At 51.7% G+C, this 14549-nt stretch carries 14 protein-coding genes, 1 tRNA gene and 1 rRNA gene; 13 read left to right on the top strand and 3 right to left on the bottom strand.

All coding sequences use genetic code 11. The annotated features are described in order from the left end of the window. The 11 genes from rrf to KI379_RS33545 all read left to right on the top strand — a co-directional run. Positions 1-101 (top strand): 5S ribosomal RNA (gene rrf, locus KI379_RS33595); the annotation flags it as partial. 381 nt (positions 102-482) lie between these two features. Then, positions 483-1940 (top strand): IMP dehydrogenase, encoded by a 1458-nt coding sequence (gene guaB / locus KI379_RS33590; protein WP_076176925.1) that lies wholly within the window; start codon positions 483-485, stop codon positions 1938-1940. Between the two features lie 223 nt (positions 1941-2163). Beyond that, positions 2164-3486, top strand: a complete 1323-nt coding sequence (locus KI379_RS33585; RefSeq protein ID WP_212986172.1) for a D-alanyl-D-alanine carboxypeptidase family protein — start codon at positions 2164-2166, stop codon at positions 3484-3486. A 117-nt stretch (positions 3487-3603) separates the two neighbouring features. After that, on the top strand, positions 3604-4485 hold the full coding sequence (gene pdxS / locus KI379_RS33580) for a pyridoxal 5'-phosphate synthase lyase subunit PdxS (RefSeq protein ID WP_212986170.1): 882 nt from the start codon (positions 3604-3606) through the stop codon (positions 4483-4485). 19 nt (positions 4486-4504) lie between these two features. After that, complete coding sequence (gene pdxT, locus KI379_RS33575) at positions 4505-5083, top strand: pyridoxal 5'-phosphate synthase glutaminase subunit PdxT (RefSeq protein ID WP_212986169.1); 579 nt, start codon at positions 4505-4507, stop codon at positions 5081-5083. 225 nt (positions 5084-5308) lie between these two features. Beyond that, positions 5309-6598: a serine--tRNA ligase gene (gene serS / locus KI379_RS33570; protein WP_212986168.1), complete on the top strand. Its 1290-nt coding sequence runs from the start codon at positions 5309-5311 to the stop codon at positions 6596-6598. Between the two features lie 67 nt (positions 6599-6665). Next, positions 6666-6754: transfer RNA gene (locus KI379_RS33565), tRNA-Ser, on the top strand. Positions 6755-6885: 131 nt separating this feature from the next. Next, positions 6886-7230, top strand: a complete 345-nt coding sequence (locus KI379_RS33560; RefSeq protein ID WP_076176929.1) for a hypothetical protein — start codon at positions 6886-6888, stop codon at positions 7228-7230. Positions 7231-7246: 16 nt separating this feature from the next. Continuing rightward, positions 7247-7423 carry a hypothetical protein gene (locus KI379_RS33555; protein WP_163883141.1) on the top strand — a complete coding sequence of 59 codons (177 nt, stop codon included), beginning with the start codon at positions 7247-7249 and terminating at the stop codon, positions 7421-7423. A 29-nt stretch (positions 7424-7452) separates the two neighbouring features. Beyond that, positions 7453-7608 (top strand): small acid-soluble spore protein P, encoded by a 156-nt coding sequence (locus KI379_RS33550; RefSeq protein WP_076176930.1) that lies wholly within the window; start codon positions 7453-7455, stop codon positions 7606-7608. A gap of 170 nt (positions 7609-7778) precedes the next feature. Continuing rightward, positions 7779-8861, top strand: coding sequence for a hypothetical protein (locus KI379_RS33545; protein WP_212971519.1), 1083 nt, complete (start codon positions 7779-7781; stop codon positions 8859-8861). 61 nt (positions 8862-8922) lie between these two features. On the opposite strand, the gene tadA is transcribed toward KI379_RS33545, so the two are convergent. After that, positions 8923-9429 carry a tRNA adenosine(34) deaminase TadA gene (gene tadA, locus KI379_RS33540; RefSeq protein WP_256993036.1) on the bottom strand — a complete coding sequence of 169 codons (507 nt, stop codon included), beginning with the start codon at positions 9427-9429 and terminating at the stop codon, positions 8923-8925. Positions 9430-9715: 286 nt separating this feature from the next. On the opposite strand from tadA, the gene KI379_RS33535 reads away from it, so the two are divergent. Beyond that, a complete protein-coding gene (locus KI379_RS33535) occupies positions 9716-12016 on the top strand; it encodes an ATP-binding protein (protein ID WP_306433712.1) in 2301 nt (766 codons plus the stop codon). 48 nt (positions 12017-12064) lie between these two features. Then, positions 12065-12769: a 23S rRNA pseudouridine(2604) synthase RluF gene (gene rluF, locus KI379_RS33530; protein ID WP_089549442.1), complete on the top strand. Its 705-nt coding sequence runs from the start codon at positions 12065-12067 to the stop codon at positions 12767-12769. A 141-nt stretch (positions 12770-12910) separates the two neighbouring features. Here the strand turns inward: rluF and motB are convergent, their stop codons facing one another. Together motB and motA are read right to left on the bottom strand one after the other, a co-directional pair. After that, entirely contained in the window at positions 12911-13726 is an 816-nt protein-coding gene (gene motB / locus KI379_RS33525) for a flagellar motor protein MotB (RefSeq protein WP_076176934.1), read from the bottom strand. Then, positions 13710-14510, bottom strand: a complete 801-nt coding sequence (gene motA / locus KI379_RS33520; RefSeq protein ID WP_076176935.1) for a flagellar motor stator protein MotA — start codon at positions 14508-14510, stop codon at positions 13710-13712. The genes motB and motA overlap by 17 nt, the downstream gene beginning before the upstream one ends. Positions 14511-14549: the final 39 nt, after the last annotated feature.

Genomic DNA, 14549 nt, shown 5'->3' with positions numbered 1-14549 from the left:
GAGGGGTTCCACGCGTACCCATCCCGAACACGACCGTTAAGCCCTCCAGCGCCGATGGTACTTGGACCGAAGGGTCCTGGGAGAGTAGGACGTTGCCAAGCGAAGAACCACTGTTGATAACATCGACGGTGGTTTTTTTGTTTTATTCAAACCCTTGGAATGGAATATTGAGCATTTGATACAATTCAGGGCGTGGCAACCTAAAGGTAGTTCCTCCTCCAGTTTCATGTATGAACCGAAATGATTTTGGACATCCCACCAATGGGGTGTCTTTTGCATATCTTGTCCGCTTCAAGTGGACATGTATTTGCCCCTGCAAGACAAGGGCGATTCCTCTCATTTTTACCAGACTGATTACCTTGACAGCTTCGAGTGGGCTTTGCTAAGATGGCAATAATATATTTTCAGAAACGATTTTCAAGCCTTGTTGCATAAGGATTTTAACAAATACATTACATGACAAATGAGGGGGAAATTACGAAGTGTGGGAACAAAAATTTGCTAAAGAAGGATTTACGTTTGACGATGTTTTGCTGGTACCCCGAAAGTCCGAAGTGCTGCCAAAGGAAGTCGATGTGTCCACGAGATTAAGCGATTCGGTTAAGCTGAACATCCCATTGATCAGTGCAGGGATGGACACAGTGACGGAGGCTGCCCTGGCCATTGCGATTGCACGTGAAGGCGGCATCGGCATTATTCACAAAAATATGTCGGTTGAACAGCAAGCGGAGGAAGTGGATCGGGTTAAGCGTTCCGAGAGCGGCGTTATCACCAATCCTTTCTCACTGACAGCCGATCATCTCGTATCCGATGCCGAACAGGTCATGGCGAAATTCCGGATTTCGGGTGTTCCGATTGTGGACGAGCATAACAAACTGATCGGTATTCTTACAAACCGCGACCTTCGCTTCGTTCATGATTACAGCATCAAGATCTCCGAAGTGATGACTCGTGAAAATCTGGTAACTGCCCCAGTAGGTACGACGCTTCAAGAAGCCGAAGTCATTCTGCAGCAGCACAAAATTGAAAAGCTGCCGCTGGTTGATGAGAACAACACATTAAAAGGTCTTATTACCATTAAAGATATTGAGAAAGCTATTCAGTTCCCGAATGCGGCAAAAGATGCACAAGGACGTCTGCTTGTAGGTGCGGCTATCGGTATTTCCAAGGATGGTTTGGATCGGGCCGCAGCTCTGGTCAAGGCCGGCGTTGACGTCATCGTCGTCGATTCTGCGCACGGCCATCATATCAACATCTTGGATGCGGTTCGCCATCTGCGCAGCTTGTACCCGGATCTTACGATCATTGCAGGCAACGTGGCTACGGGCGAGGCGACACGCGACCTGATCGAAGCAGGTGCTTCGGTTGTCAAAGTGGGTATCGGACCGGGATCGATCTGTACGACGCGCGTTATTGCCGGTATCGGCGTGCCGCAGGTTACAGCAATTTACGATTGTGCTTCGGTAGCCAAGGAATACGGTGTGCCGATCATCGCAGACGGCGGTATCAAATACTCCGGTGAAATTACAAAAGCACTTGCAGCCGGCGGCCATGCCGTTATGCTGGGAAGCTTGTTTGCGGGAACGGAAGAGAGCCCTGGGGAATCGGAAATTTACCAAGGCCGCCGCTACAAGGTTTACCGGGGCATGGGCTCTATGAGTGCCATGAAACAAGGCAGTAAGGACCGTTACTTCCAGGATGACGACAAGAAGCTCGTTCCGGAAGGAATTGAGGGCCGCGTCGCTTATAAAGGTCCTTTGTCCGACACGATTCACCAACTGATTGGCGGTCTCCGCTCAGGCATGGGCTATTGCGGAACGAAAAATCTGCAGGAGCTGCGTGAAGATACCCAATTTATCCGCATCACGGGTGCGGGTCTTCGTGAGAGCCATCCGCACGACGTGCAGATCACGAAGGAAGCTCCAAACTACTCGTTGTAATATTCGACACGGTTTGCACAAAACCAACATCTTCTTGTACAGACAGGCCTAAATTAGGCCTGTCTGTCTTTTTTTGCAGTATACCCTGTGTTAGAATAGACAAGTAAGATTTAAGGGCAAGAGGGGAGTTAACAATTCATTGAGTAAGAAATGGAGCAAGTTGGGGAAACCATCTTCGCACAAACGCAAACGTCACTTTGTCAAAAAGAGCGTAGCCTCGGTTATGCTATTGAATATGTTAATGCTGTCCGCTCTACCGGCCATGGCTTTGGCGGAGGGAACAACAGCAACAACGACCACTACGAATACCGCATCGACTACTACGGCCAGCAAGGTGCCAAGCGTATCGTCTTTGCAGCTTCAAGTGAGATCCGCCGTGTTGATCGAACCAACGACGGGGCAAGTCCTCTTGTCGGTGAACGCGGATCAACCACTGCCGCCAGCCAGTATGACCAAGATGATGACCGAATATCTCATCGCAGATATGGTCAAAAAGGGCAAGTTTAAATGGGACGATGTCGTGACCGTTGGCGATAATGCTTCCAAGACAATCGGCTCGCGTATTTTTTTAGATGCTAATGATCAACATACCGTTGAGGAACTGTACATAGCGATGGCGGTAGGTTCGGCGAACGATGCTACCGTTGCACTGGCTGAGTATGCAGCCGGGTCTGAACAGGAATTCGTCAAGCTAATGAATGAAACGGCTAAGAAGTTCGGGATGAAGACAGCCCACTTTATCAACTCCACTGGGCTCGACCGTGCGGATATGCCTGAGAAGTATCGTCCTTCGGCTGAAGGGGAGACGGTCATGTCCGCGATGGACGCTGCCATCCTGGGCAAGCATATCGTCCAGGACCATCCGGATTTTTCCAAATATACGGCCATCCAATCCTATAAGTTCCGTGAGCGCGATAAAAATCCGATCATCAATTGGAACTGGATGCTTGAAGCGAATAAGGATATTCCGAACTTTAAGGCTTACGCCTACCCGGGGTTGGACGGCCTTAAGACGGGTCATACCAATAACGCCGGCAACTGCTTTACGGGAACGGCCGAACGCGATGGGATGCGCCTGATCAGCGTCGTCATGGGAACGAAATCGGAAGCACAGCGCTTTACCGAGACCCGCAAGGTACTTGATTACGGCTTCAACAACTTTGAGATCAAGCAGGCCGTGGCCGGCAAATCCAAGGTTGAAGGTCTGGACTCCGTTGAGGTCAAAAAAGGCGTCAAAACTTCGGTCGGCGTCGTAACGGATGCCCCGGTCTCCTTTATGGTACCTAAAGGCTCCGATGCCAAAGGCGTTACCTTCAAAACTCAGCTTGAGCCGGCGGACAAGCTTGTGGCTCCGATCAAGCAGGGAACCAAGGTCGGTACCATCACTTATACCTATAAAGCAGATGGGATTGAGAAGCCTCAGACGAAAACCGTCAATTTGATCACATCGGACGAAGTGGAGAAGGGCAGCTGGCTGCGCCTGTTCTTCCGCGCAATTAAGGAAATGTTTGGTGATTTATTTGACGGAATCAAAAATCTTTTTTAAGATCAATATAAGATTTTTGCTTTAGTCCACAAAAGCAGCTCTGCAGAGTATGCAACCATCCTGCCATCCATAGGCAAGGGCGGATTACATGATATATATTTCGGGAGGCGTAAACCATTGGAAACGGGAACTTCGAGAGTTAAAAGAGGTATGGCTGAAATGCAAAAAGGCGGCGTCATCATGGACGTCATGAATGCCGAACAGGCAAAGATCGCTGAAGCTGCGGGCGCAACGGCCGTTATGGCATTGGAACGCGTTCCTTCAGATATTCGTGCTGCCGGCGGTGTGGCGCGTATGGCTGACCCTACGATCGTAGAAGAGGTTATGAAAGTCGTATCGATTCCGGTTATGGCGAAAGCCCGTATCGGTCATTATGTGGAAGCGAAAGTGCTTGAATCCCTCGGCGTCGACTACCTCGACGAGAGCGAAGTTCTGACGCCTGCCGATGAAGTATTTCATATCGACAAATGGGACTTCACCGTGCCGTTTGTTTGCGGTGCCAAAGACCTGGGAGAAGCGCTGCGCCGCATCGGCGAAGGCGCATCGATGATCCGTACGAAAGGCGAGCCGGGAACAGGCAACATTGTCGAAGCCGTTCGTCATATGCGTCTGATCAACAGTCAAATCCGCAAAGTGCAAAGCATGTCGAAGGACGAGCTGTATGCCGAAGCGAAAAACCTTGGCGTACCATACGACCTTCTGCTTGGTGTTCACGAGAGCGGCAAGCTGCCGGTCGTTAACTTTGCTGCGGGCGGCGTGGCTACTCCTGCCGACGCTGCGCTGATGATGCATTTGGGAGCCGACGGGGTGTTCGTGGGATCGGGTATTTTCAAATCCGATAATCCAGAGAAGTTTGCCCGCGCGATCGTGGAAGCAACAACGCATTACCATGACTACAAGCTGATTGCCGAAGTATCCAAAAACCTGGGTGCGCCAATGAAAGGCATTGAGATTTCGAAGCTGAGCCCGTCTGAGCGGATGTCGGACCGCGGCTGGTAAGAGAGAGAAGGCTGGACATATGAAAATCGGGGTACTGGCGCTTCAGGGTGCCGTAGCAGAGCATATTCGCAGCATCGAGCTGGCCGGCGCCGAAGGCATCGCCATTAAAAAGGTAGAGGAACTGGAGCAAGTTCAGGGCCTGATTATCCCTGGCGGCGAAAGTACGACCATCGGCAAGCTGATGCGGAAATACGGGTTTATTGAAGCGATTCGCCAATTTTCGGAGGCAGGCAAGCCGATTTTCGGGACCTGTGCCGGATTGATCGTATTGGCGAAGTCGATCGAAGGCCAGGAGGAGCCCCACTTGGGGCTGATGAATATCACCGTGGCGCGCAATGCTTTTGGGCGTCAACGGGAGAGCTTTGAAACAGATTTGGACGTCAAGGGGATTGAGGAGCCGGTTCGTGCCGTCTTTATCCGTGCTCCTCTGATCCGCAGTGTGGGCGATGGAGTCGACGTACTGTCCTCCTATAACGACGAGATTGTGACCGCGCGAGAGGGCCATTTGCTCGCCTCTTCGTTCCACCCCGAACTGACGGATGATTACCGGCTCCATCAGTATTTTGTGGATATGGTAAAAGCCAGTCAAGCGTCTTAAATCAGCAGGATAAACGATGGTAACACGATGACACCTTGACTCTTTTGATGATATCTAAACGCTGCCTCCTGGGTAAGCTTTAGGTAAAAGGTATTCCTCGGTTGGCGGCCTGAGCGGCGGTCTGAGGATACCTTTCAAGGGGTCAGGGTTGTTTTTTGATTCAAGCAGGTCTCATCATGGAAGTACGTCGCACAAGACGTTTTTCTTTTTAGGAGGAATTGTCCAATGTTGGATGTGAAAATATTACGCGGTGATTTCGCGAGAGTGGAGCAGGCGCTCAAAAACCGGAACAAGTCGCTAGATTTGATTGCCGGATTTCCCGAGCTGGATACCCGCCGCCGGGAGCTGCTGCAGGAGAGCGAGGCGCTGAAAAACCGCCGCAACACCGTTTCCGGTGAAGTAGCCAAGCGCAAAAAGAACGGGGAGAACGCCGACGAGCTGATTCTGGAGATGCGTCAGGTTTCCGACCAGATCAAAGCGATGGACGAGGAAGTGCGCGAACTGGAAGCATCCATTTCCGAACTGACGATGGCCATTCCGAATATTCCGCACGAATCGGTACCGGTCGGCCAGTCCGAAGAAGACAATGTGGAGCTGCGTCGGTGGTCGGAGCCGACGACGTTTGATTTTACGCCAAAAGCCCACTGGGATCTGGCCCAGGACCTGGGCATTCTTGATTTTGAAGCGGCAGCCAAGGTTACGGGTTCGCGGTTTACGTTCTACAAGGGGCTCGGTGCCCGTCTGGAGCGTGCGCTCATCAACTTTATGATGGATTTGCACAGCAGCGAGCATGGCTACGAAGAAATGCTTCCGCCTTATATCGTCAATGGGGACAGCCTGCGCGGTACCGGACAGCTTCCGAAGTTTGAAGAGGATCTGTTTAAAATCCGTGACACGGACTACTATTTGATCCCGACCGCTGAAGTGCCGGTGACCAACTATTACCGTGATGAAATTTTATCGGTGGAAGATCTGCCGAAGCACTTCGTGGCTTACAGCTCCTGCTTCCGTTCGGAGGCCGGTTCAGCCGGACGTGATACACGAGGCTTGATCCGCCAGCACCAATTCAATAAAGTGGAACTGGTGAAGCTTGTGCATCCGGATTCCTCTTATGAAGAGCTTGAGAAAATGACGGCAAATGCGGAGCGCGTTCTTCAGATGCTGAAGCTGCCGTATCGCGTGATGGCGCTCAGCACGGGAGATATGGGCTTCTCGGCGGCAAAAACGTACGACCTGGAAGTTTGGCTGCCTGAGAGCGGTGCTTACCGGGAAATCTCCTCTTGCTCGAACACGGAGGACTTCCAGGCACGGCGTGCGAATATTCGTTTCCGTCCTGAGCCTAAGGCCAAGCCTGAGTTTGTGCATACGTTGAATGGATCGGCACTTGCCGTAGGACGGACCGTGGCGGCCATTCTGGAGAATTATCAGCAGGCCGACGGCAGCGTGGTCGTTCCGGATGTGCTTCAGCCTTATATGGGCAATGTTAAAGTTATTGTCCCTAAAAGCCAGGGTTGATATTAGCATTAAACTGTGGTAATATATTTTTGTTACGCGTTGCGTGACACTGATGTATTTTCCACGTGGAGGGGTACCGAAGCGGTCATAACGGGGCGGTCTTGAAAACCGTTAGGGCGCAAGTCCACATGGGTTCGAATCCCATCCCCTCCGCCATTTAAACAAACCAATGACAAAGCCTATTCTGCTTATGCAGGAGCGGCTTTTTTTGTTTTTGCCAAACGCCGTTATCGCATAAAAAGAGCGCATCCTCCGCACATTAACAAAGGCAGGGGAGGTGTTCAATCATGAACCGAGACTTTGAATTGAACCAAAACAAATTGGTCCAAGCTTGGCAATCCCAGCTTCCTCAAACGCTTGACTCATCCGACCAGGCACAGGTGTTTGCCGACGAGGCAAATCCCCAGGCGCTGCGGATCCATATCGATACCGCGGGACGGTCGAAGTATTCATTCGACTTCCAGTGCTCCTACGTGGATACACGGGAGGTTAAAGTGGATCTGGTGGATGTAGAACGCGAAGGACGCACGGTAGACGAACGCACGGATGTCATTCAGAATATGGCGCAGGATTACACCCGCCAAATTCATGAATGCGCCCAAGCCCTTCACGATTTGACGCATCACTCTTAAGAAAAGAGGGACGACGATGACCAAAGCCAAACCGGGTGTCGACAAAAATCTCAGCAATGTCGTCGAGGATTTGGATCAAACGGCAGTGAACAGCCATCAGGCAAATCAGTTGCAGCAGAAGCGAAACGATCGCAGGCATGAAGATGAAATCAATCATCAGCACACGATCGACCTGGAGCATCCGCATTCTTAACCATCCTAACGTATACGGGGGAAACGCCGATGAGTAAACCAAACGCTGTTCCGGTACCTGAAGCGCAAGAGCAGCAGCCGCGTAACCGGGACCGGGAGCGGTCCGGCATGCAGGAGCCGTTGTCCGGATCGAAGAAGGTCAAGAACCGGAATCATGTTAGTCATTTGAATAGAGAAGGGTCTTAAGATCCCGTATAAAAAGGCATCCGGCTAAAAGCCAGGATGTCTTTTTTTGCGTTAAAAATGAAAATTCACCAAATGATTTCCAAAAAAGGGTTCCGGTAACGGACGATATCGTTTATGATTACAAGGGGTATTTTTTTGCTTTTTAGAGACGAGAGGAGAGAGAGATTGTGATGAAGAAGAAATGGGCAGCCCTGATTCTTACACTGGTCTTGGCAATGACCGTGGTGCTTGCAGGCTGCAGCAGCAAGAAGGAACCGAAGGAAGCGCTGGAGGCTTCGGCCGTCAACGCGATGAAAATGACATCGTACGAAATGAAGAGCAAGGTAACGATTAAAGATCTGCAGGTTACCAGTGCGAGTGCTGATAACGCCGCAGCCAGCCAAGTGATGAGCATGCTGAAAAATGCGGAATTGACGATCGATGGGGTATATCAGAACGATCCACAACAAACGGAGATGACGCTCGGAATTAACCTAAAGGGCGACATGTCCATGAGCTTTAACATTCCGATGGTAATGACCCAAGATAAATTGTACGTCAAAGTGCCGAGCATCCCGATGCTGCCGCTGCCTGAAGACGTTGTAGGTAAATTCCTGGTACTCGATATGAAAGAGCTGGCGGAACAGCAGGGAACGTCCTTTAACCCCGACATGATGAATCCCGAAAAGACGAAGAAGCTCGCCGGCGAAATTATGAATACCCTGTTTACCGAATATGACGGTAAGAAATATTTCAAAGACGTTGCGGTTAAAGATGCTAACCTCCCGGATGGTGTGGATGCCAAGCAGGTGGTTCAATTCTATGTAACCAATGACAACGTGAAAGAAGCGGCTGACATTCTGGTGAACAAAGCTCTGCCGAAAATTCTTGATATTATCAGCAAGGATGAGTACCGTGAAATGCTCGGCGTTAACCAGGAAGACATCGACGATATGAAGAAGGATCTGAACTCGACGGACAGCAAGGATGAAATCAGCAAAGGCCTGAACGATCTGAAGAACTACCTGAAAGTCAACCAGTTCGAAGTCAACACGGCCATCAATAAAAATAACTTCCCTGCTTATCAGGATGCTGTGATGAACGTAGAAATGAACGATCCGGAAACGAAGGACAACATGAAGCTGTCGCTGCAGGCGACGAGCCAATACAGCAAGATCAACGAGAAGCAAACCTTCAGCATTGGCATTCCAAAAGAAGCGGATGTTATTACGATGGAGCAGCTTCAGGAGAAAATGGGAGCTACGGCTTACTAAGCAAGCCCCTTACGAATCACAACAGCCCGGCCAGGGTTACTGGCCGGGCTGTTTGTTTGCGTCAGGCTTTGCCCCGCAGCTTGCGGAAAAACTGGGTCAGCAGCCCAGCGCATTCCTCCTGCAGCACATCGGCAATGACCTCGGTGCGGTGGTTGAAGCGCGGCTCCTGCAGCAGGTTCATCAGCGTTCCAGCGCATCCCGCCTTGGGATCGTAGGTGCCGTAGACGACCCGCGGGATGCGGGACTGGACGATCGCGCCGGAGCACATCGGACACGGCTCCAGCGTGACGTATAGCGTGCAGTCCAGCAGGCGCCACGATTGTACGGCTATACTGGCTTCCCGGATGGCGACAATCTCGGCGTGGGCGGTCGCGTCCTGGGACGTTTCCCTTAAGTTATAGCCCCGCCCGATGATCTCCCCGTTGCGGACGATGACCGCGCCGATCGGCACCTCCCCCAACTCCTCCGCCAATTTGGCTTGGTGGATTGCCTCGCGCATCCAGTGTTCATGACGATCATTATCCACAGACTCATCCACATGAAGCGGATGTTTCGTTTGATTTTCCAACGTAAAAGAGCCTCCCTGTACCGAATTTCGGCTTATTCAGCGAACAAGCATTCTATTGTTAACATGCTGTGCATAAATTTGTGGATAACTATTTGATTACGCACAGAATTATCCCCAATTTATTAAATGGTGCTGTGAATATGTTGATAAGTTGTGGACATGCTGCGTTATTTCGAGTTAAGCTGATCATTTTCGACAAGCTTTTCAAATATCAGCCTACAGAGTATGATGGAATAGATTATTCCAATTATCGCCAAGGCAAGATTAGAGGTGACCCGATGTGTCAATGAAGAAGAAACTGTCCCTCACCATGGCCGGTTCACTCTGTCTGATTTTACTTTTAAATATTATTCTTAGTTTGTACACAACGCAAGCCAGTTTACGCCGGGAAAGTGAACGCAAAATGCTGCTGGCCGCCAGGCAGGTGGCCGCCTCCATTGAGCAGAGCCAGGAGAGCGCCGGCATGGTCGAACGCCAGATCGGGGAGCTTCTGCATGTGGCTGCCAAATTGGCTGCCAAAGAGCTGGACCCGGATATCCAGAACATTACGAACGAGCAGCTGGCCAAGCTGAGCAAGCAGGTGGGGGTCACCCATATCGCCCTGCTGGTCCGAACCGGTGATGATATTATCATTGCCAAGTCCTCGGAACCTGCTGAGCTCGGTCTCTCCACCAAAGACTGGGGATACTGGTATAAGGCGTTTAAGCAGCTCTTTGAGGAAGAACGCGTAACGATTCCGTACGGGGCGGCTGCCGACCATTTTTGGACCGGACCGTTTGAATATTCGAACTCCAAGCCGAACGTAATCGACAAATGGGGTTATTATTATGACGCCAAACGAAACTATATCATTGATCCGTATATTCGCACCGATTCCCTCCATCAGATCGGCACCCATATCCCGAGTCCGGAGGAGGTGCTCGACAAGACGAAGAAAATCAACGGGGAGATTCTTGAAATCAGCTGCATCAATCCGCAGACCTTTGCGGGCGTCCGAATGTCCGGACAAGGATATGTCCATGATAAGACTAAGCTGCATAATCGGCCGATACGCTACGGTACCTATACATATATCGACCTCGAAAACGACAAACAGGCTGTGGAGAAGGCGGCACAGACAGGAGCGAATGTCGTTTATGAAACGCGCATCGATGGTAAAAAGCTGTTAAAGAGCTTTATTCCTGTGAACAGTGCGTCTCAGGCATCCTACATCATCAGCATCGTCATGGATTATGCGCAAATATCCAAGGTATTGCAGAAGCAGCTTGTCTCTTATATATCGATTTCGGCCTTTCTGTTGATTTTGTTCGTCATTGTAAGCTATAAGCAGGCCGGATACTTCATTCGGCCGATCGATGCGATTCTGGGTAAAGTGAAAAACGTCGCCCAGGGGCGCTTTGATACGCCGCTTGTCATCAACAGCAAGGATGAGCTCGGATTGCTTGCCGCCAAAATCAACACGATGACCGATAATCTGAGCAGTTATACCGACCAGCTCAAGCAGGCCGTGGAAGAGAACCGCTCGGTGAAAGAGCATCTGGAGTCTGTCATCCAGCAGACGGCGGATGCGATTCATACGACGGACCTTGAGGGGAATATCCTTCAGGTCAATCAAGCTTTTGAAAAGCTGTACGGCTGGTCAAGCCATGAAGTGATCGGTAAGCGGATCAACCTGATTCCCGGCCATTTGGAGGGGGAAGTGCAGGCAAGGCTCGAAGCTTTAATGCAGGGCGAACAGCTGCCGGCAGTAGAAACGGTCCGAATCAAGAAGGACGGGGCCCCTGTGGAGGTCAGCATCAGCACGTCCGCGGTCAGGGATCCGGAAGGAAAGGTCGTATCGTTCATCAGCATCTCAAGAGATATGACGGAACGCAACCGGATGGACGAGCTGCTCCGTCGTTCCGAGAAGCTGACCACTGTCGGGCAGTTGGCGGCCGGGGTGGCGCATGAGATCCGCAACCCGCTCACGACGCTGCGGGGATTCTTGCAGCTGCAGGAGTATAACAACCGCGTCGATCCGAAGCACAACCAGATCATGCTGTCTGAGCTGGAGAGAATCAATCTGATCGTGAGCGAATTTTTAATTTTGGCCAAGCCCCAGGCTGTGCACTTCCGAAATAAAAATGTTCGTGATATTTTAGAGGATGTGCTGTCGCTGCTGAGCAGTCAGGCCAATCTGCACGGAATTGAGTTTGTCATGTCCTCCCAGACGGCCGAGACGGACGTTCATTGCGAGGAGAACCAGCTGAAGCAGGTCTTTATCAATCTGCTGAAAAACGCCATGGAGGCGATGCCTGAGGGCGGCGTCATCCATATCGAACTGTTTCGGCCGGACCCGGACCACCTGGGGATTACGATTACGGATGAGGGCGTAGGGATTCCTGAGCACCAGATGGAGAAGGTAGGGGAACCCTTCTTCACCAACAAGGAAAACGGGACAGGCCTTGGCCTGATGGTCAGCCAGCGGATTGTGGAGGGCCATAAAGGATCACTTCAGATCGAGAGCGCCGTTAATAAGGGCACTCAGGTTACGTTAACGCTGCCGGCGGCACAGCCGGAGCATGGGGAAGGACGAGAACGGGATTAAACCGCACTCTTGTCCGGGGTAAACCATAATGAGATGGGGTTATAAGCTTTGAGAATTAACAAATATATCAGTGAGACCGGGTATTGTTCCCGGCGTGAAGCGGATAAGCTGGTAGAGAGCGGGAAGGTGACGATCAACGGCGTTCAGGCGGTGCTGGGCAGCCAGGCGGAGGACGGGGACGACGTCCGCATCAATGGCCGGCCCCTGCAGGCGAAGAAGGAGACGCATGTCTATATTGCGCTGAATAAACCGGTTGGGATCACCAGTACGACGGAGCAGCATATCAAGGGCAACATTGTGGACTTCGTGGGCCATTCGGAGCGGATTTTTCCGATCGGCCGGCTGGATAAAGATTCCGAAGGGCTCATCCTCCTGACTAGTGACGGCGACATCGTCAATAAAATACTGAGGGCCGAAGGCAAGCATGAGAAGGAGTACATCGTCACGGTGGACAAGCCGGTTACGCCGTCCTTTTTAACAGGCATGGCCAGCGGGGTGAAGATTTTGGGCGAAATGACCCTTCCCTGCAAGGTGACGCGGATCTCGGAGCGGGTGTTCAAGATCATTCTGACCGAGGGGAAAAACCGGCAGATCCGCCGGATGTGCAGCGCCTTCGGCTACGAGGTGCGCCGACTGCAGCGAATCCGGATTATGAATATCCATCTGGGATCCCTGGGCAAAGGGAAATGGCGCGATTTAACGCCGCAGGAAAAGGAAGAGCTTGGACAGCTGCTGAATTACCGCCTCGGATAGAGGGCAGGCCTGATACAGGGTGAGGGCTTCATCCTATAATAAAAGGTCGGAAGACCATTCCCTGAGGCATGTGCCGTCTACTATCAAAAAAGCTGCTCCCTTTATCCAAAGGGAACAGCCTGTCCATTAGTTATCGCTATGCTATTTTTTATTCGTGGTTACCGGGATTTGCTCGCTGATATTCTGGTACTTCCGGATAATGGATACCTCGACGCGGCGGTTTTTAGCACGGCCGGCTGCGGTATCGTTGGAAGCCACGGGCCGGAACTCGCCAAAGGCGGTGGAGGTGAACTTGGCCGGGTCGAGCTGCTTGTTGGTGAGCAGAATCTTCAGGAAGTTCAGCGCCCGGTTGGAGCTCAGGTCCCAGTTGGACGCGTACTCGCTGTTCGAGATCGGCATATTGTCCGTATGGCCGGACACGACGACGTCATATGTCGGGAACTGCTGCAGCATGCTGCTGATGGCGAGCGCCAGCTGGCGTGACTCAGGCTTCACCTGAGCGCTGCCGGAAGCAAACAGGGCGTTGTCGCTGATCGTGATCGTAAGCTGCGATTGGTTCAGTTTGGTATCCAGCTGGTTCGTCAGGCCGTTCGTTTTGATATATTGATCCAGCTGCTGCTTCAGCTTCTCCAGGTCTTCCTGTTCCTGCTTAGCCAGCTGGGCTTTCTGTTTCTTGTCATTGTTATTCGTGACGATGCTCTCTTGGGAGTCTTTTTTGCCCTGGTCCATATTTTTATCCATCGGCAAATTGGATCTGAAGTTGAGCACGCCGTTTCCGGTGCTGAGGGCATTGTTGAAGGCCTGGCTCATTTCCTCGAATTTCTTGGCGTCCGTGGCGCTCATGGAATAGAGCACGATAAACAGGGCCAGCAGCAGTGTCAGCAGGTCGGCATAGGGGAGAAGCCAGGATTCGTCGGCATGCTCCTCATGCGGTTCATGTCTAGTCTTCTTGGCCACCTGAACCATCCTCCTTCTCATTCATTTGAGCGCGCTCGGAAGGGGTTAAGAAGACGGAGAGCTTCTGGCTGATCGCAATGGTGGATACGCCGGATTGAATCGACAGCAGTCCTTCCACCATCATGAGCTTGAGCTCCACTTCTTTTTTGGACAGGCGTTTCAGCTTATTGGCGATCGGGTGCCACAGGACATAGCCGGTAAAGATACCGAGCAGCGTCGCAATAAAGGCCGCGCCAATTGCGTGAGCCAGCTCGGCCATATTCTCCATCTTGGTCAGGGCGGCGATCAGGCCGACGACGGCGCCAAGCACCCCGAGGGAAGGAGCATACATACCGGCTTGGGAGAAGAGCAGGGCACCTGCACGGTGACGCTCTTCCGTCGCCGCAATATCTTCCATCAAGACGTCGCGGACGAACTCCTGGTCGTTACCGTCGATAATCATGCGCATACCGTTGCGCAGGAAGGCGTCGTCGATTTCTTCGACCTTGGTTTCCAGAGCGAGGAGACCTTCCCGGCGGGTGATGGAGGCCCACTCCATGAACAGGGTGATGAGCTCTTGACGCTGCATGAGCTTTTGTTTGACGAAGGTCATTTTTAACAGCTTGGGGAACTTCTTGATCTCAGACATCGGAAAGCCGATAAACAGCGTAGCGGCGGTTCCGGCGAGAATAATGACATAAGCGGCGGGCGTCAGCAGGCTGACGATCGGGGCGCCCTTCAGCACCATGCCGACTAGGACGGCAACCACACCGAGTATCAGGCCAACAATCGTTGAAATTTCCATTGCACACCTCATCCATGAGAAATAGAATTGAATCCTTTC

Origin of the sequence: Paenibacillus cineris (assembly GCF_018333335.1) — a bacterium.
In the GTDB taxonomy this organism is placed as follows: domain Bacteria; phylum Bacillota; class Bacilli; order Paenibacillales; family Paenibacillaceae; genus Paenibacillus_AQ; species Paenibacillus_AQ favisporus.
This window is presented reverse-complemented; position numbering and strand designations above follow the sequence as displayed.

What these genes read in the sequence shown, in the direction of transcription:
- KI379_RS33585 (WP_212986172.1), top strand. Translation starts at nt 2,164, where the DNA reads ATGCTATTGAATATGTTAATGCTGTCCGCTCTACCGGCCATGGCTTTG.
- pdxT (WP_212986169.1), top strand. Translation starts at nt 4,505, where the DNA reads ATGAAAATCGGGGTACTGGCGCTTCAGGGTGCCGTAGCAGAGCATATT.
- serS (WP_212986168.1), top strand. Translation starts at nt 5,309, where the DNA reads ATGTTGGATGTGAAAATATTACGCGGTGATTTCGCGAGAGTGGAGCAG.
- KI379_RS33560 (WP_076176929.1), top strand. Translation starts at nt 6,886, where the DNA reads ATGAACCGAGACTTTGAATTGAACCAAAACAAATTGGTCCAAGCTTGG.
- KI379_RS33555 (WP_163883141.1), top strand. Translation starts at nt 7,247, where the DNA reads ATGACCAAAGCCAAACCGGGTGTCGACAAAAATCTCAGCAATGTCGTC.
- KI379_RS33550 (WP_076176930.1), top strand. Translation starts at nt 7,453, where the DNA reads ATGAGTAAACCAAACGCTGTTCCGGTACCTGAAGCGCAAGAGCAGCAG.
- KI379_RS33545 (WP_212971519.1), top strand. Translation starts at nt 7,779, where the DNA reads ATGAAGAAGAAATGGGCAGCCCTGATTCTTACACTGGTCTTGGCAATG.
- KI379_RS33535 (WP_306433712.1), top strand. Translation starts at nt 9,716, where the DNA reads ATGAAGAAGAAACTGTCCCTCACCATGGCCGGTTCACTCTGTCTGATT.
- motA (WP_076176935.1), bottom strand. Translation starts at nt 14,510, where the DNA reads ATGGAAATTTCAACGATTGTTGGCCTGATACTCGGTGTGGTTGCCGTC.